We start from the raw sequence: 16,943 nt of genomic DNA, 5'->3' as shown, positions 1-16,943 counted from the left end.
CAACTTTCGCGGGATGGTCACGCGTCTGGACCATCCTGACTCCCTGCGCGACGATGAAGAATCTGCTGGAAAACAGCCGAGGGCTGCTGTGGCTGGGCTTCCAGCGGCAGACCGTCGATGCACGCGAACGAACGCGTGACGTCACCGGCGCCGCGCTCGGGCTGCTGCTCACAGGCGGCCTGAGCTGGTGGGCGTGGGGTGCCGACTCGGTCTGGCTCGGCGCGCCGATGGGCGCCTCGGCCGTGCTGCTGTTCGCCGTTCCCAGCAGCCCGCTGGCGCAGCCCTGGCCGGTGGTGGTGGGCAACCTCATGGCCGCGCTGGTGGGTGTGTTCATCTTTCGCACCTTGGGTGCCTCGCCCCTGTCCGCAGCGCTGGCCGGAGGCCTGGCACTGGCGCTGATGTTTCCCTTGCGCTGCGTGCATCCCCCCGCAGGCGCGGTGGCCATCACGGCGGTAGTCGGTGGCGCGACGGTGCACAACCTGGGTTACGGCTTTGCGCTGACGCCGATTGCGGTGAACTCGGTGGTGCTCGTCGCCTGTGCGCTGCTGTGGCGGCGTCTGACCCACAACCACGTGGCGCCGCATCCGGTGGTCCACGCCAACCGCCATCGCACGACAGACGCAGCGCCGCAGGACCGCATCGGCATGACCATCGAAGACCTGGACGCCGCGTTGCGCAGCTTCAACGAACTCTTCGACATCGACAGCCAGTCGCTGGAGCAGGTGTTGCGGCACGCCCAGGGGCTGGCCTGGGAGCGGCAGTTCGGCAAGGTGCGCTGCGCCGACATCATGTCGCGCGATCTGGTCACGGTGGAATTCGCCACTCCGCTTCAGGAGGCCTGGACCTTGCTCCACCGCCACCGCATCCGGGCGCTGCCCGTGGTGGACCGTGCCCGCCGGGTGATCGGCGTCGTCACACTGGTGGACTTCCTCAAGCACGCCCGGCTGGACCCGCGCGATCACCTGACCCTGGGGCAGCGTATCCGCAAGCTGCTGGCGCCCACGCCGGGGGACTACTCCGACAAGGCCGAGGTCGTCGGGCAGATCATGACCAGCCCCGTGCACACCGTGACAGAAGAAGACGCGGTGGTCGAGTTGGTGCCCAGGCTGTCCGACGAGGGCATGCACCACTTGCCCGTCGTCGACGCGGAGCGCCGGCTTTCTGGCATGGTGACCCAGTCGGACCTGATGGCCGCCTTGTACCGCTCGCAGTCCTCACTTCAGACGGTCAAGTCGACCTGAGCCGGCGTCGTTGAAACATGGCGAGTCACTCCCACGACACTTCACCACGGGCACGGGGCAGTGGTGCCATGCCTACCGACGCCTTCCGCTGCGCTGTGCACGCTCTACTGGGGCGTGGTGTTCCCGCTCAGCATGTACGCTGCGAGGACGAAGCGCATGATCGAGGTGATGGGGATCGGGTTTCTCGATGCCGTTCCGCGCATGTTCTTCGCGATCGCGGTAGCGGCCTGGTGAGCGGCGTTTTTTGGGCTGGTTTCGGAGTTTCTGGGCCGGACGCGGCGGGCGGCGGTGCCATGACGTTCTCAGCCCCCAGGCCTCAGGAGCCGGTTTCATCGTGACAAGCAGCCTCGCCATCCAGCACGTCGCATTCGAGGACCTCGGCACCCTCGCGCCCGTCTTGGACCACGCCGGCATGGCACCCCGCTATCTGGACGGCTGGAGCCCGGAGCTGGCCCACGTCGATCCCGCCGCCCCGGGCCTGGTCGTGGTGCTGGGCGGCCCCATCGGTGTCTACGAGGTCGCCGCCTACCCCTGGCTCGCGCACGAGATCGCGTGGCTGCGAACGCGCCTGCTGGCCGGTCGGCCCACGCTCGGCATCTGCCTGGGGGCCCAGCTGATCGCCGCCGCGCTGGGCGCTCACGTGTACCCCGGCCCGTCGAAGGAACTCGGCTGGACGCCGCTGCAGCTGAGCGCCGCAGGGCGCGCTTCGGCCCTGGCTCCGCTGGACGGCGAGTTGACCTCGATGCTGCACTGGCACGGCGACACCTTCGACCTGCCCGAAGGCGCTCAGCTGCTGGCCAGCACGGGCTCGTACCGCCATCAGGCCTACCGGTGGCAGCAGCATGTGCTGGGCCTGCAATGCCATCCCGAACTGGACGGTGCCACGTTCGAGCGCTGGCTGGTCGGCCACGCGCTGGAACTTGCCCAGACCGGCGTCGACGTGCCCGCGTTGCGCGCCGAGACGGCGGCCCGGTCCGGCACACTGGCTCGGCAGGCGGCTCTGGCCTGGCGGCGCTGGCTGGCCGAGGTGGGTCTGGCGTCTGCTGAATGAGTCTTCCGCCCCCTGAGGCCGCTGCAGCCGAGTCGACACGCGCGTCAAGCTGGCGTGCCCAACGGCTGCTCAGCTCGCCCCATCGGCTGTGCTTCTTCTGGGCCGGCGTGCAATGGGCGGTCAGCGCCGGCTGGTGGGCCGCCGAGTTGCTCGCTGGGCCACGCGCCGGCGATTCTCAGCACATGGTGCCCTCGGTGGCGTGGCACGGACTCTGGTTCAGCCTGGGCACCATGCCCTTGTTCGTGGCCGGCTTCGTGTTCACCGCAGGTCCGCGGTGGCTACATACCATCCCCATCGACACGCGCCAGCTTCGCGTGGGAGTGGGATTGTTTTCGGCAGGCTGGCTGCTTGCGCTGCCACTTGCCGGGGTGAACGCTCGAGCCGTTGCGGCCATGTTGCTCGCGGCTGCGATTGGCCAGTCGCTCCTGGTCGAACGGGTGCTGGCCCTGCTGCGAACGGGTCGCCCCGGAGAGCGCGTGCACGTCGCTCTGATCACCATTGCCATGGCAGCCATGACGCTGACACTCCTGGCCGCAGCGCTGGCCTTGGCCACCGGTTGCGTGGAGTGGCTGCAGCCTCTGGCACACGCCGGGTTGTGGTGCGGACCCGTCCTGGTCTTCGTGGCAGCCTCGCATCGCATGCTTCCATTCCTCGGCGACGGCCTGTGGCCGGCGCTGGATCGAGGTTGGCCCCATTGGCCGCTGTGGCTGCTGGTATCGCTCGTCCCTGTCCAGGCGGTCTGCGCGTTGTTGCCCAACATGGCCCCGCTGCCCCCGTGGCTGCGGTTCGTTGGCTTCGGCCATCTGGCCGTCGTGTGCGTCGCCAGTGCTGGCCTCACACTTCGCTGGGTGGGACACCCCGCGATGCGCACGCCCATGCTGAGGATGCTTTTCGGCGCGGCCTTGTGGTGGCTGCTGGCGTTGCTTCTGTTGACGGCTGCGGCGGTCCCTGCGTTGTCCGATGAGAGTGCCAGGCGGCTCGAACTCGCCGGCCTGCACGCCTTGGGCATGGGTTACCTAGGTGGCACATTGCTGACCATGGCGACACGCGTGAGCGCCGCGCACCAGGGAATCGCCCGCGCGATCGACGGTGTCGCCCGCGTGCTCTATGTGGTGCTTCAGACCGCCGTGCTCGCCCGACTTTGCGCCTTGCTCTGGCCGCAGGCCGCTTCGGTTTGGCTGCCTGCTGCCGCCGTGGCCTGGAGCTTCGTGACCGCGGTCTGGCTGCTGCGGCATGGCCGCTGGCTGGGCCAACCGCCCAGAGTCCGCTCGCGTTTGTCCCAATCACCGATCATTGCCGCAATCGAGAAGCGTTGACGGCCGAGAAGTGTCGGTCGACGTCGCAGGCCGTGTGCGGCCCGACGATCAACGGAGGCTGAGTTGCGGGACACGTGCCTTCAACGCCTCGCGCCATGACGCGGCGAGCGCCGCGGCCGGGCCGCCGCCGGGCGGGCGTCCCGCCTGCAACACCCAGCGCTGCACGCCGTGCGACGCTAGCCAATCGGCCAGCATCAGCAGCGCAGGCTCGGGCAGCCACCGCGGATGCCATGTGGTGCGCAGTTCGTACGCCACGCCTGACTGCTGCACCAGCTGCAGCGCCCGCGCGGTTTCCCGCACGCTGCCCGGCGCGCCCGTCAGCGCCGGCAGTTGGGGTGGCGCGGCCTTGATGTCCAGCGCCACCCAGTCCAGCAGCGGCAGCACGCGGCTCAAGTGCGCGGCCGACACGCCAGCCGTGTGCAGTGCCGTGGCCAAGCCTGCCTCACGCACTTCGGCCAGGGCCGAGGGCAGCGCCGGGTCGAGCGTAGGTTCACCGCCGCTGAACACCAGTCCGTCGAGCAGGCCGATGCGGTCCTGCCAGCGCGCACGCAGGTCAGCCCAGCGAAGCCCGGCCTGGGGCGCGCACTGGGACTGCAAACCCGGGTTGTGACAGTAGCTGCAGCGCCAGGGACAGCCTTGCACGAAGACGACGGCCGCCAAACGGCCCGGCCAGTCCTGCGTAGAGAAAGGCTCGAAGCCGCCCACCGACAAGGCATCGGCGACCACCATGGATGACACTTAGGCGCAGGCCGGAAGCTGCTGCGAGGCCTCGGCAAGATCCTCGGTCACCATGGCGCAGTCCGTGTCCACGAAGTTCAGGCGCTCGGCATGCTCGCCTTGCTTGCCGATGTTGAACGATGCCACCGGCCGGTGGTAGCCCATCACGCGGGTCCAGACCTCGCAGGGCTGGCGCTCGTGGATGGCGAGTTCCGGATGGTGGATGGGGGTCTGGCTGTGGCTCATGAAGTTTCTTTCAGGGGCTGGTTTGATGCATGGAGCGGGCCCCCGGCGCACCCTGCGCCGGGGGCCTGGACTCAGGTGACGGCCGCATCGGCTTGCGCGCTGCGCTTGCGCTGCAACGCCAGCTCGTCGCACTGCGGACAGAATTGGTGTTCGCCCGACAGGTAGCCGTGAACCGGGCAGATGGAGAACGTGGGCGTGACGGTGATGTAGGGCAGGCGGAAGTTCTCCAGCGCACGCCGCACCAGGCTGCGGCAGGCCTGGGCATCCGGCAAGCGCTCACCCAGGTAGAGGTGCAGCACCGTGCCGCCGGTGTACAGGCGCTGTAGCGGCTCCTGGCGAGCCAGTGCCTCGAACGGATCGCTGGTGAAGCCCACCGGCAGCTGGGTGGAGTTGGTGTAGTAGGGCTGCTGCTCGCTTCCGGCCTGCAGGATGCCAGGGTAGCGCCGCCGGTCCTCCTTGGCGAAGCGATAGGTCGTGCCCTCGGCCGGCGTGGCCTCCAGGTTGAAGAGGTGGCCGGTGCCCTCCTGGAACTCCGTCATACGCACGCGGATGTGCTGCAGCCAGCGCAGCGCGAACGCTTCGCCCCACGGCGTTGTGATGTTCTCGGTGCCGCCGCTGAAGTTGCGGATCATCTCGTTGACGCCGTTCACGCCGATGGTCGAGAAGTGATTGCGCAACGTGCCGAGGTAGCGCTTGGTGTAGGGGTACAGGCCACCGTCGATGTAGCCCTGGATCACCTTGCGCTTGGTCTCGAGGCTGTCGCGCGCCAGGTCCAGCAGCTCGTCGGTACGCGCCAGCAGCGCGGCCTCGTCGCCGGCATACAGGTAGCCCAGGCGGGCCCCGTTGAGCGTGACGACACCGACCGAGCCGGTCTGCTCGGCCGAGCCGAACAGGCCGTTGCCACGCTTGAGCAGTTCGCGCAGGTCGAGCTGCAGCCGGCAGCACATGCTGCGCACCATGTGCGGCTGCAGGTCGCTGTTGAGGAAGTTCTGGAAGTACGGCAGGCCGTAGCGCGCCGTCATCTCGAACAGCGCGTCGCAGTTGGGATGCTCCCAGTCGAAGTCGCGTGTGATGTTGTAGGTGGGGATGGGAAAGGTGAAGGCTCGGCCCTTGGCATCGCCGACGCACATCACGTCGATGTAGGCGCGGTTGATCAGGTCCATCTCGGCCTGCAGGTCGCCATAGGAAAAGGGCATCTCGCGCCCGGCGATCACAGGCACCTGCTCGCGCAGGTCTTCCGGGCACGTCCAGTCGAAGGTGAGATTGGTGAAGGGCGTCTGGGTCCCCCATCGCGAGGGCACGTTGAGGTTGTGCACCAGCTCCTGCAGGCACTGGCGCACCTGTTCGTAGCCCAGCGCGTCGACGCGTACGTAGGGCGCCAGGTAGGTGTCGAAGGAGCTGAAGGCCTGGGCGCCGGCCCATTCGTTCTGCAGCGTGCCCAGGAAGTTGACGATCTGCCCGATCGCGCTCGACAGGTGTTTGGGCGGCGCCGAGTCCACCTTGCCCGGGATCCCATTCAAGCCCTCGTGCAGCAGCGTTCGCAACGACCAGCCGGCGCAATAGCCCGAAAGCATGTCGAGGTCGTGGAGGTGAAGGTCGGCCTCGCGGTGGGCCTGCCCCACGGCCGGCGGGTACACATGCTCCAGCCAGTAGTTAGCCGTCACCTTGCCGGCCACGTTCAAGATCAGCCCGCCCAGCGAATAGCCCTGATTGGCGTTGGCGTTGACGCGCCAGTCCTCGCGGGCCAGATATTCGTTGACCGATCGACCCACATCGACCATGCAGCCGCGGTCGGCACGCAACAGGCGGTGCTGCTCGCGGTAGGCGATGTAGGCACGCGCCGTTTCGAGATGGCCGGACTCGATCAGCACGGCCTCGGCTTCGTCCTGGATGCGCTCGATGTGCGCCACGCGGCCGGCCAGCCGCGCGGTGACCTGTTGTGCCAGGTCCTGCGCACGCGCGGCGCCGAACTCGCCGGTGGCGACACCCGCGCGCGCCAGCGCGTCGGCGATCTTGCTGACTTGGAACGGCGCGCTCTGGCCTTCGCGCTTGATGACCGCCACGGGCGCGAACGGGTTCACCTGGAGTTGATGCTGCATGCGCTACCTATAGTGTTTGGTACTGGACAAAAACTCTATATGCAGTGTCCTTGGCGATCAGTCGAAGTGGATTTGATCCAGCACATGCTCTTGGGCGATCTCAGCCTGTGGACTCTGGATATCTCTTTGCGTTAGCGCAAGACCATACTTGCCGCGCGTTTCCAGACTCCTCCGTTTTGCCTGCCATTCCGAGGCCAGCGTCGCGCACCGGCCCCTTCTCCCATGCTGGCCACGCACACCAACCTGCCCTCAAGCCCCCAACTTGTCTGCCCAGCCGGCAGCCTGCGTGCCCTCACCGTGGCCGTGGATGCCGGCGCCAATGCCGTCTATCTGGGCCTGAAGGACGCGACCAACGCCCGCAACTTCGCCGGCCTGAACTTCGACGAGACACAGATCCGCGAAGGCATCGCCTACGCACATCGGCGTGGCGCGCAGGTGCTGATGGCGCTGAACACCTTTGCCGACGCGCGCAGCCCCGAGCCCTGGTTCGCCGCGGCCGACAAGGCCGCCGAGCTGGGTGCCGACGCGCTGATCGTGGCCGACACCGCGGTGATGGGCCACTGCGTGCGTCATCTGCCGAGCCTGCGCCTGCACCTATCGGTGCAGGCCTCGGCCACCAGCCATGCGGCCATTGAGTTCTACCGCCAGCGCTACGGTGTGCAGCGGGCCGTGCTGCCACGTGTTGTGGCAGCGGATCAGATCACCAAGATCATCGAACGAACCTCAGTGGAAATCGAGGTCTTCGCCTTCGGCAGCCTGTGCGTGATGGTCGAGGGCCGCTGCGCGCTGTCGTCCTATGCCACCGGACAGTCACCCAACACGGCCGGAGTTTGCTCGCCGGCGGCCGCCGTGCGATGGCAAGAGGGGGCCGACGGCGTGCGCGCCAGGCTGGGCGGTGTGCTGATCGACCACTACTCCCCGGATGAGCCGCGCGGCTACCCCACGTTGTGCAAGGGTCGATTCGATGTGGATGGCCAACGCTCGCATGCGCTGGAAGAACCCACGAGCCTCAACACCATGGCGATCCTGCCGCAGCTCATCGCCATGGGCGTGCGCGCTTTCAAGATCGAGGGCCGTCAGCGCAGCGCCGCCTATGTGGGCGATGTCACACGTACCTGGCGCGCGGCGATCGACGCTGCCTGCGCTGCCGCCGCGCAAAGCCAGACTTTCCAGCCCCAGCCGGCATGGACCCAGACGCTGTCGCGCCATGCGGAAGGGGCGCAGACCACGCTGGGTGCGTTCGAGCGCCCCTGGCGATAAAGGAACCGCCCATGGATGCCCCTCACCACGCTACTCGCGACACGTCCGTCGCTCAGGCCCCGGCGCTGCCCCTTCTATCCGAATCGAAGTCCAGACGCTTCGGCCTGACCGTAGGCCCCGTGCTGTACCTCTGGTCGCGTGCACGCCTGTTGGACTTCTACGCCGAGATCGCCGAATCGCCCGCCGACTGCGTGGTCCTGGGCGAAGTGGTGTGCGCGCGCCGCCGCGAGTTGCGCCTGGACGACTGGCTGGCGCTGGCGCGCGAGCTCACCCAGGCCGGCAAGCAGGTCATCCTGGCCACGCAGGCGCTGGTGGAAACCGAGGCCGATCTGCGCCTGATCGAGCGCCACGCCCATCTCGCCTGCCATGCCGTGGAGGCCGGCGATGCGTCGGCACTGGCCTTGCTGCACGGCCGCGTGCCGCTGGTGCTGGGTCCGCACGTCAACGTCTACAGCCAGGCCGCGCTGCGCGAACATGCCGATCTGGGCGTGCTGCGCTGGGTGCCGCCACTGGAGCTGTCGCTCGCTGCGGTCGCTCATATCAACCCGGCGGGACGGCCCGTGCGTGGACCCGACGGCGGTGCCATAGTCACCGAGGTGTGGGCATTTGGCCGATTGCCGCTGTCGTTCTCGGCGCGTTGCTTCACTGCGCGCCATGCCAGCGTTCCCAAGGATCAGTGCGGCTACCCCTGCATGGACGATCCTGATGGCCGCCTGGTCCGCAGTACCGAAGGCCAGTCATTCCTGGTGCTCAACGGCACCCAGATTCAATCGGCCGGCGTGCACAACCTGCTGGAGCATGACGCGGCGCTGGCATCCTGCGGGGCTACCCGCGTGCGGCTGTCGCCGCAGTCATCCGGCTTCACGAAAGTGATCGAGGACTTCGACGCTGTCTTGAACGGCGACCAGCCGGCCGAGGGACGACTGGCCGGCTGGGCCGAAGCCGGCGTCCCTCATCCACTCGTGACCGGGTACGCCTTCGGCGGCGCGGGCATGAACGCGGTCCAGGCGGAAGTGGCGGGAGTCGACGCATGATCTCCATTCGCCGACCACCGCGGTGGTTGTCCGCCCGGGTCGCTGCGGTCGCTGCCCACTTGGACCGCTTGGCACCACCGCCACCCTTGCTGGCGCGCGCGATCGCCAAGCTGGCCGGGGGCATCACCCAATTGCCCAGCGCGCCGCCATCGGCACTGGTGGCCGCGGCCATCAACGGGGCGTTGTGGCCGCGCTTCCCGCCCGAGTTGCGTGACGGGTTGGCGGGTCGCGTCGTGGCACTGGAAATCACCGACCTGGGCGTGCGCGTGAGGCTTTGCGCGGGCCCGTGGGGCTTCTCAGCAGCCGGCGAGCAGGCGGTGGCGGCGCTGCGCATCGCCTCCCGGACCTCAGGCTGGTGGCGGCTGGCTCGCGGCCTGGACGATCCTGATCGCTTGTTCTTCGATCGCGTGCTGATGATGGAGGGTGACACGGAGCTTGGCCTTCTGCTCAAGAACTCGCTGGACGCCCTCGGTCCGCTGTGGCCGGTGACCAGGGCCCAAGAGCAACGCTGATCGCCGCAGACCATTCACCCGGCGTTCAGTCGATCGGCGATTCCCGGCGCGAACTGGATCCAGATCCAGCGCCGGTGCAAGCGTCGTCTGCCTCTGGCGCTGCCGTTGTCCACCTCGCTGCAGACGGTGCGCGGCGATTTGGGCTGGCGTTCGGCCATCCAACACCTAGCAGTCGCCTTCACGCCGGTCGATGGGCAGCGCCAAGGATCCGAACGCCGTGCGACAGCCTCCCCGAGTGACCTCGAAGGCCCGCGTCACAATTTTCGGTTCACGAAATGACGTCCTGATAAGAACACTTTTCAGGACGTGGTGAAGGGTGCGCCGATGCCATGGAGACACGGCATCCCCTGGGCGACCGTCCGCTATGTGGCGGCGAGGCGACCGGCGGCTTGTGGCCGACAGCCGTCACAGGGCCGCAATCGACGAACGACCAGGATCAGCAGCCTAAAGCTGCCGCCCGTCTTGCCTAACGCCGTGATCCGCGCTCGGTACCAGGCACTACCCCCCGCGGTATACGATTGGCCGAACCCGCCAACATCGGCGAACGGTCTCAGCAACCACGCATACATCGAGCCCGAGGTCGGAGAGTATCCGTCTGTACCAGCGGCGTGCGCGGTGCAAGGTGTCAAGCGTCTCGTCGGTCCAGCTTGCACTGATGAGTTCGAGCGCTGCTACAAGGCCATCCCGGATAACGTCATCCGGCTCATCGGACAAGTAGAGCTGCTCCAACGCTCGCCAGAAGACTAGCTCCGGACTCACGCGGACGCCATGAGTTTCGTAGCGCTCAGTCCATGCCAGCGCATGCATCGCGAAAGCTGCACTTGCAAGATCCAGCGCCCAGGCCTGAAACCTGTCAGCCACCAAGAAATCACTATCTGTTGACAGCCCCAACAACAAGCGATGCACAAACCCTTCTGGCTCATCACCGGCGATCCCGGCAGCATCCCAACATGGGTACGGAACAGCCCGTCGATGAGCCTCGAACATGTTGGGCTGGAGCTGCCCATAGCGTCTGAGAATTCGCGCACGCTCGTCAGCGTCGGCCCAAGTCCATCTCAGCTCGAGGCTCGGGGTGAGCTCACGATAGATCGTGCCGTTCCTTGGTGACCAGCGTTGATGCAGCAGTTGCATTACGCGCTTGGCGCATATCGCTTTGACCTTCTCCCAGCCAACCTCACCGTTCCCCTCTGACATAGAAACGGCCTCAATGGCGTCGAAGTGCAGGTGAACTGCAGACTCGGGCTTGTACTCAAGTGCACGCTGCGCCAATGCGATCTCCGGCGCCTTCGCTTCGGTAGGCGCGAGGAGCCTGGATGCGAGGCCGTCCTCAAGCAGCGCCACGAAGAAGCGGCTTGTCGGCGAGGCCTCCGGAAATTGACTTCTACGAGGGTCCTGAACAGCATCGAGATATCGATCAAGGGCTACGACACCGTCTCTGCGGGCGCGACGAGGCCGAGGGTCACCGAACCAGCCCTTCCAGGTACGAACGTCCAGGACACCATCAAGTCCAGCTTTCGTCATGGCCTGCATCACCTCTTTCGCCTGATGCATGCCCGCAACATGCGCACCCTCCAGAACGCCAATCTTGAAGAGGTTGACCGTCGCGGGCTGACGCAGCCGGCGCAACGGAATTTCATACTGCTCGCTGTCGGCGCCGACTGTGGGCTGGCTGGCTTTCGATCCCATGCTACGCGTGCAATTCCCAAGGAGGAGTTTCCACCGGAATTGCCTCGCTGCGCAGCGAAGCCTTCTATACCTTCACAGGATGGCAGATCGACGCGAGCAACGTGACTCCTCTCAAGACCAGGCGCAGCGCCAGAGCGCGCCGAATTGCCGTGACGGCGCCCCGCGTTGCTTCGGGGAGGAAGTGTTCACGCGCAGGACTGAGCTTGGCCTCTCGCAGGCAGTTGTGGCGAGCGCCGCAAAGGTGGCAGCTGGCTACTTTTCCGAGATTGAGAACGGTCGGCGCTTGGCTCCACCACGCACCACAGCAATGCGAATCGCTGGTGCGCTAAAGCTCCGCGATGAGCAAGCACAGCAACTTGTCGCCCTTGCAGAGGCAGAGCGCGCAGCCTCGACCCACGATGCGCATCTGGCGCCTGGCGTCCGGAAGCTCCTGGCCGAGATCAGATCAGCGGCCCCTCAGTTGCCGCGAGAGGCCGTCGAGCACCTGCGGGCCCGGCTACGGGAGGTGTCCATGTGAGATCCAGAAGACAGCCCCTCACCAAAGGTTCTGTCCCCCGGAAGCCGAGGCGCTACCCCAACCGTCGCAAGTACAGCGTAGCACTTCGCAAACACAGATCAAGAAGGCCTTCACTCCCCAGCGAAGGCATCTGCTTGCCGCCCTGCACCCGGCGGGCTGGTCGTCCATACCTATAGCCACGACTGCACTGCGTTCAGCACTGGGCTGATCGCAATCACCAAGCCAGGAAGCGCGCCACCAGACGTTGGGGCCGGTCCTGCTCACGTCGTTGCCTAGCTAGTTTTCGCTTGAGTACATCTCAACTTGCGAAGTGATCTCTCGCAAGCCCGCGTCGCCAACAACCAACAGCAAGGAGATTCGCATGAACACGTCGTAGACCCAAAAGACAGCGGCGTCACAAGTACCAGTTGTGACGCCGCTTCCGCCGGGGGAATTGCCCAGGACTTTTTGCGAACGATTTTCAGTCTACGGACCTGGATGGGCGCCGTCAATTCCCCCTTCGCCTCGAACTTTTCATGGAGCGGTCGCCGCGCTGCCAAAGCCGCGACCGCCAGGGGAATTGCATGCGAAAGACCAAGTTGTTCACGCCAGACCTGCTGGACCGATTCCGTAAGGAGGGCCGCGGTCAGGGGACCTACATCCGATACCGCCCATGGCACTGCATTAGCCGGGGTGATCCTTCAAGTGATGGCCGCTCCCACTTGATGACGTGGGGCGGCCGGCAGCGGAACCTGCTGAGTGATGATGAGTGGGTGGCGAGCCTTTTCACGCCGCTCACGCCGGGCGCGGACGATTTGCGGGAGCAATTTCCGCTGAGCTTAGAGACGGGCTCTCACGAGTTGGGCGCGTACGACGTCAGGTTGGGTAAGCCCGGACTGCCCGGCACGCTGGAGATTGCTCGCCAGCTCGGATTCCGGCATCCGCGCGTGAACGGCAATGGGCGATCGGCACCATGGGTCATCACCACTGACCTGCTGTTCGCTCTGATGGACGAATCCGGCGGTCGCAAGCTACTCGCCGTGGCATGCAAGCCGAAGGCAGAGTTGGACGAACGCACGAAGAAGCTGCTCGCCATCGAGCAGGCGTACTGGATGGCGCGAGGCGTGGAGTGGCTCCTCATCACTCCCGCACAGTACGAAGAAGAGGTCGAGCTCACTCTGCGCTGTTCGTTCCAATGGTGGCAAAGAGAGCCGGTCTCGGACGAAACAAAGCTCGCCGCAGCCGACTTGGCTCGGGAGCTCGAGGGCTTTCCCTTGTCCTACGTGCTGGACCGCATAGACACGGCCTTGGGCCAGGGCTTCGAGTTCGCGCAAGGTGCGTTCTGGCAATCTGTCTGGACCCGCGTACTGCCGTTGGATCTGCGTCGCGGCTGGAGGCCGCACCTGCCCATCGAGCTTCTATCTCCATCCGATTTCCTTGCCTTCAACCCGATCGCATCAAGGAGGACAGCATGGAACTGATGCACAACGAGGTGATCCGCATCGCCGCTGGCGATCTCAAGGGGCTCTATCGAGTTGTGCTTGACGAGCCTACGATTGAGCGAGTCGTGGCCGTTCGTTTGGACGCGGATGCAGAGGTCGCGCGATCAAAGGGTGGACGCAAGAAGAAGGAGAAGACCAAGAGGCCACGCAAGAAGGCGCCTGCCCCTCTGATCGGCGAACTGCTTTGGCTGTCGCGGCGTGAGTTGGAGTCTCTAGACCGCGAGCGTCACCTGCTCCGCGTCGAGATCGATCTCGATCCCATCTTCTACCTCCCGACCACTGCTGCGGCTGACCAAGAGATCTTCGAGTCTCGCAAAGCGGTGATGAAGGACTTCCTGACCTTTCAGACGCTGCGTGACAGCATCCTCGTGCATACCGGCCTTGGTGGCCTGGTGAAGGCCGTCGTTGAGTCGGCCATCGCCAGCAGGGCGCTCGTCTACAAGCTCTGGTCTTCGCTCTGTCGTCACGGCTTCAGCGAAACGAGCCTGAGGCCGATGCGCGAGAACTGCGGTGCCCCGGGCGTGGCTCGACCCTGTGACCCCGGTGGGCGGGAGAAGGCTGGCAGGAAGACAGCCAAGCAGATGTTGGCTGCAAAGGCAGGAATCAAACTTCCGCCAGAGCAACCCGGCATGAGCACGGACTGGCGTAACCGAATCATGGCGGCCGATCTGTCGATTCCGGAGCCCAAACCGGAGATGCCAGCACGGTGCACGCTGATTCTCAACAGCCACTTCGTCAAGCGCTTCAAGTACGTCGACGGCAAGTTAGTCGCTGTGGAGCCTGAGAAAGCGTCCGAGCTTGCGAAGCACAAGAAGGAGGGAGGAAAGGTCGTCGAGGTCAAACCGGAGAAAGGGGAGTATCCGAACCGAGCGCAGATCCGCCGGGTGCTGGAAGTAGAGATCCCTCGCCTTGTGCGCCTTGCGCAGAAGACGACCGCTGGCCACTTCAAACGCAGTCTGCGCGGGCTGGTGGCAAGAAACTGGAAGGGCGTTGCCGGCCCCGGTCATACGTGGGCGATCGATTCAACCATCGGCGACATTTACCTTCGCTCGTCGATCAATGCGGCCTGGATCATCGGCCGTCCGGTGGTCTACATCGTCTGCGATGTATGGTCGACAGCCATCGTCGGCTTCTACGTTTGCCTGCAGGGTCCAAGCTGGGACATGGCCAAGTTGTCGCTGTTCAGCGCCGGCGCTGACCCGGAGCTGATTGGGGACCTGTGGGGCTATCACGCGCTGCAGACTCTCTCACCGGCGCCCACGCTGCCCGCGGTTCTCATGTGCGATCGCGGTGAGTACCTATCGCGTGCGGCTAGTCAGACCGGCGTCAAGCTGATTCCGGTGATGAGTTACGCGCCGCCGTACCGGCCTGACCTGAAGGGCATCGTCGAGGTGCTGCACCGGATCATGAAGGACCACCAGCGGTGCGACTTCATCCCTGGCGCTATCGACATGCGAAGGAAAGAGTTCGAGCTCCGCAAGTTCAATCCCAACGACGGAATCTTCACGACGCGCCAGTTCGTCCACTACCTCCACACGATCTTCACCAAGTACAACCTCACCGCGGACCGTGAGCATCGGCTTGATGCTCACATGAAGGCTGCCGGCGTCTTCCCCAGCCCGGCAGGCCTTTGGGCGTGGGGGCATCGCATGGGTGTGGGCTTCCGTCGTGCGGTCCCTAAGTCCGAGCTGATTACCTCGCTACTTTTCAGTGACACGGGCCGCGTGAGCCGCAACGGCGTGATGTACGCGGGCCGGCACTACAGCAATTCGGATGTCGACCAGCAGCAGTGGACTGCCTATGCTCGCAACTTTGGTGGCTGGGACATTCCTTGTCATCACTACCCAGGCTCGGTTTCCCGCATCTGGACGCCAAACGTCGCTGGGCGGGGTCTTCTCGACCTCAAGCTGTCGGACCAGTCGACCGCTTCAAGGGAGCTGACGTTCGACGAGGTTGCCGACTCGTTCGCGTTCGGTCAACTGAACCGCGCTGACGTGGCTCATGTCAAGGCCATGGAGGCTCTGAAGGCGCTGAGGCAGGTCCAGGAGTTGGTTGAGACCGCAAAGGCTCAGACGACTGCAGCAATCGCCCGGGACACCGGTGCCAAGCCGACCATCTCGGAGGCGAGAAAGCTCGAAGGTATGGCTGTACCAGCCGCCACGCCTCCGAGCACGGCCCCAGCAGCACAGTCTCATATGGACGAAGCGGCGCAGGCCCATCTCGACATGATGCGGGCCATCGCCGCGGCAGCGAACGAGGCGCAGCAATATGGCTAAGCTCAACCTCGTTGACCCCTATGAGGGGAACATCCTGACGCGGAACCTTGGCCCGATCCTGTCGCGAGAGCAGGCCCTAGCCAAGCTGCGCCTCGTTCCCGCTGTCCCCGGCGACATGTCTGGTGTTCCGAAGCATGTCCGGCTTCACATGCTGATGGTCGTCCGGGACCTGCACCTACCCTCGCTCGAAGGCGCACGCGTGCTCGAAACGACAGACCTGGTCATTCGGCAAGGCTATCGCTATCGGGACCCCGCGGCAGCGGCGACTTGGGCCGTTGTCAGCAACGACCCCCTTGCCGCGCTGCGCCCCCGAGCGCCAGCCATGGCGGCAGTCGTGGTGGGCCACTCTGGGGTGGGAAAGACGGTGGCCATTCACAAGGCGTTTGACTGCTACGGGTGCCAGGTGATCGTGCACGAGACCTTCCCGAGACTGAAGGGATCACACTATCAGATGGTCCACCTGTCGGTTGATGTACCGGCGAGCGGCCGTGCTGTGGATCTTGCTGCCAACTTGATGATCGCCTGGGACGACGCCGTTGCCCGGGTGCTCCCCGCCGAGGTTAGACGGTTCGCCGCATCGCTGGCCAAGGAGAGAAGGGACGGAGCCAAGATGATGGACGAGTGGCGACAAGTTGCTGTTGCCCACTTTCTCGGCGGGCTGCACTTGGATGAAGTCCAGAACTTTTTCAAGATCCCATCGCTCGAACGCCGGCGCAAGAGCACAGCAGGCAAAGGCGGGAAGTCCGATGCCAATGAGATGGCGCTGGAGCTCAGCATCATTGAAGATCAGGCGCTGAAGAATGTGCTCACGCTGGCCAACACTTGGCAGATCCCGCTGATTGCGTCGGGCACACCGGATGGAGTTGGCGCCCTCACGAAGCGTCTCAGCAACGTCCAACGCTTCGTGACCTCCGGTTACCACAAGATGTCGGAGTTCCTGAGCGCCACCGATCCGTTCTTCATCGCGTTCATGGACACGCTCGGTCAGTTTCAGTACGTGGTCAAGCGCTTGCCCATTGATGACGAGCTACGCGACCTTGTCTTCACATTGACGGCTGGTATCCAGCGGCTGATCGTGGCTCTATGGATTGCCGCGCACCGAGTTGCGTTTGAGCGCAAGGAAGACTCGCTGCGATTGGAAGACTTCAAGAAGGCTGCTGCCACCTACCTCGCCCCTGTCGCGGCCGCGGTGGCGGCGCTCCTCAGCAAGGATCCTCTTCGCATGCGAGCCTATGAGGACCTGATGCCACGGGATGACGGCTACTGGGTCACATTCTGGACCGGTGTCAGTTCGTTGTAGCTGCTGCCGATGTGAGGGCGCGCCGGCTCGGCGCGGGGGGGGGGGGGGGCGGGGCCCCCCCCCCGGGGGGGGGGGCGCCGCGGGGGGGGGGGGGGGGGGGGGGGGGGGGGGGGCCATGGTGGGCCTGGCCGGGGCCTTGGCCGCCGCACAGGCCCAGGCGCCGGTGCCGCGCAGCGTCACGCTGGCTGCCAGCGAGCGCGTGCCCTA

The 16,943-nt window shown here is 65.5% G+C and carries 14 protein-coding genes; 10 read left to right on the top strand and 4 right to left on the bottom strand.

The features are described 5' to 3' along the window. Window positions 1-53 precede the first annotated feature (53 nt). The 3 genes from ACG01O_RS00070 (at window position 54) to ACG01O_RS00060 (ending at window position 3,608) form a co-directional block, all read left to right on the top strand. Entirely contained in the window at window positions 54-1,241 is a 1,188-nt protein-coding gene (locus ACG01O_RS00070; protein ID WP_394379741.1) for an HPP family protein, read from the top strand. Between the two features lie 331 nt (window positions 1,242-1,572). Then, complete coding sequence (locus ACG01O_RS00065; protein WP_474102193.1) at window positions 1,573-2,292, top strand: glutamine amidotransferase; 720 nt, start codon at window positions 1,573-1,575, stop codon at window positions 2,290-2,292. Further along, on the top strand, window positions 2,289-3,608 hold the full coding sequence (locus ACG01O_RS00060; protein ID WP_394379735.1) for an NnrS family protein: 1,320 nt from the start codon (window positions 2,289-2,291) through the stop codon (window positions 3,606-3,608). Before ACG01O_RS00065 ends, ACG01O_RS00060 begins: the two co-directional genes overlap by 4 nt. A 48-nt stretch (window positions 3,609-3,656) precedes the next feature. Here ACG01O_RS00060 and ACG01O_RS00055 read toward each other — a convergent pair whose 3' ends face one another. The 3 genes from ACG01O_RS00055 to ACG01O_RS00045 form a co-directional block, all read right to left on the bottom strand. Next, on the bottom strand, window positions 3,657-4,337 hold the full coding sequence (locus tag ACG01O_RS00055; protein WP_394379732.1) for an anaerobic ribonucleoside-triphosphate reductase activating protein: 681 nt from the start codon (window positions 4,335-4,337) through the stop codon (window positions 3,657-3,659). A 9-nt stretch (window positions 4,338-4,346) separates the two neighbouring features. Then, entirely contained in the window at window positions 4,347-4,571 is a 225-nt protein-coding gene (gene nrdD, locus ACG01O_RS00050; RefSeq protein WP_394379728.1) for an anaerobic ribonucleoside-triphosphate reductase, read from the bottom strand. A 71-nt stretch (window positions 4,572-4,642) separates the two neighbouring features. After that, complete coding sequence (locus ACG01O_RS00045) at window positions 4,643-6,670, bottom strand: ribonucleoside triphosphate reductase (protein WP_394379725.1); 2,028 nt, start codon at window positions 6,668-6,670, stop codon at window positions 4,643-4,645. A 222-nt stretch (window positions 6,671-6,892) separates the two neighbouring features. On the opposite strand from ACG01O_RS00045, the gene ubiU reads away from it, so the two are divergent. From ubiU to ubiT, 3 genes are read left to right on the top strand one after another with little or no spacing between them, the layout of a single operon-like run. Continuing rightward, window positions 6,893-7,930, top strand: coding sequence for a ubiquinone anaerobic biosynthesis protein UbiU (ubiU, locus tag ACG01O_RS00040; RefSeq protein ID WP_394379722.1), 1,038 nt, complete (start codon window positions 6,893-6,895; stop codon window positions 7,928-7,930). An 11-nt stretch (window positions 7,931-7,941) separates the two neighbouring features. Further along, window positions 7,942-8,964 carry a U32 family peptidase gene (locus ACG01O_RS00035; protein ID WP_128199371.1) on the top strand — a complete coding sequence of 341 codons (1,023 nt, stop codon included), beginning with the start codon at window positions 7,942-7,944 and terminating at the stop codon, window positions 8,962-8,964. After that, the gene (ubiT, locus tag ACG01O_RS00030; RefSeq protein WP_128199372.1) at window positions 8,961-9,476 is read left to right on the top strand and encodes a ubiquinone anaerobic biosynthesis accessory factor UbiT; all 516 of its coding nucleotides are present in this window, start codon (window positions 8,961-8,963) and stop codon (window positions 9,474-9,476) included. The genes ACG01O_RS00035 and ubiT overlap by 4 nt, the downstream gene beginning before the upstream one ends. 498 nt (window positions 9,477-9,974) lie before the next feature. Here the strand turns inward: ubiT and ACG01O_RS00025 are convergent, their stop codons facing one another. After that, entirely contained in the window at window positions 9,975-11,162 is a 1,188-nt protein-coding gene (locus ACG01O_RS00025; RefSeq protein WP_394379719.1) for a hypothetical protein, read from the bottom strand. Between ACG01O_RS00025 and ACG01O_RS00020 the strand changes: the two genes are divergently transcribed. The 4 genes from ACG01O_RS00020 to ACG01O_RS00005 all read left to right on the top strand — a co-directional run bounded on the left by ACG01O_RS00020 (window position 11,161) and on the right by ACG01O_RS00005 (window position 16,736). Further along, window positions 11,161-11,679 carry a helix-turn-helix domain-containing protein gene (locus tag ACG01O_RS00020; protein ID WP_394379717.1) on the top strand — a complete coding sequence of 173 codons (519 nt, stop codon included), beginning with the start codon at window positions 11,161-11,163 and terminating at the stop codon, window positions 11,677-11,679. The two genes, ACG01O_RS00025 and ACG01O_RS00020, sit on opposite strands and share 2 nt — an antisense overlap. A 563-nt stretch (window positions 11,680-12,242) precedes the next feature. Next, window positions 12,243-13,139, top strand: coding sequence for a TnsA endonuclease N-terminal domain-containing protein (locus ACG01O_RS00015; RefSeq protein ID WP_394379714.1), 897 nt, complete (start codon window positions 12,243-12,245; stop codon window positions 13,137-13,139). Continuing rightward, window positions 13,130-15,436 carry a transposase gene (locus tag ACG01O_RS00010; RefSeq protein ID WP_394379712.1) on the top strand — a complete coding sequence of 769 codons (2,307 nt, stop codon included), beginning with the start codon at window positions 13,130-13,132 and terminating at the stop codon, window positions 15,434-15,436. The genes ACG01O_RS00015 and ACG01O_RS00010 overlap by 10 nt, the downstream gene beginning before the upstream one ends. Continuing rightward, the gene (locus tag ACG01O_RS00005) at window positions 15,429-16,736 is read left to right on the top strand and encodes an AAA family ATPase (protein ID WP_394379709.1); all 1,308 of its coding nucleotides are present in this window, start codon (window positions 15,429-15,431) and stop codon (window positions 16,734-16,736) included. The genes ACG01O_RS00010 and ACG01O_RS00005 overlap by 8 nt, the downstream gene beginning before the upstream one ends. Window positions 16,737-16,943: the final 207 nt, after the last annotated feature.

It is taken from the genome of Pelomonas baiyunensis, assembly GCF_043555935.1.
Classification (GTDB): Bacteria; Pseudomonadota; Gammaproteobacteria; order Burkholderiales; family Burkholderiaceae_C; genus Pelomonas; species Pelomonas baiyunensis.
This window is presented reverse-complemented; position numbering and strand designations above follow the sequence as displayed.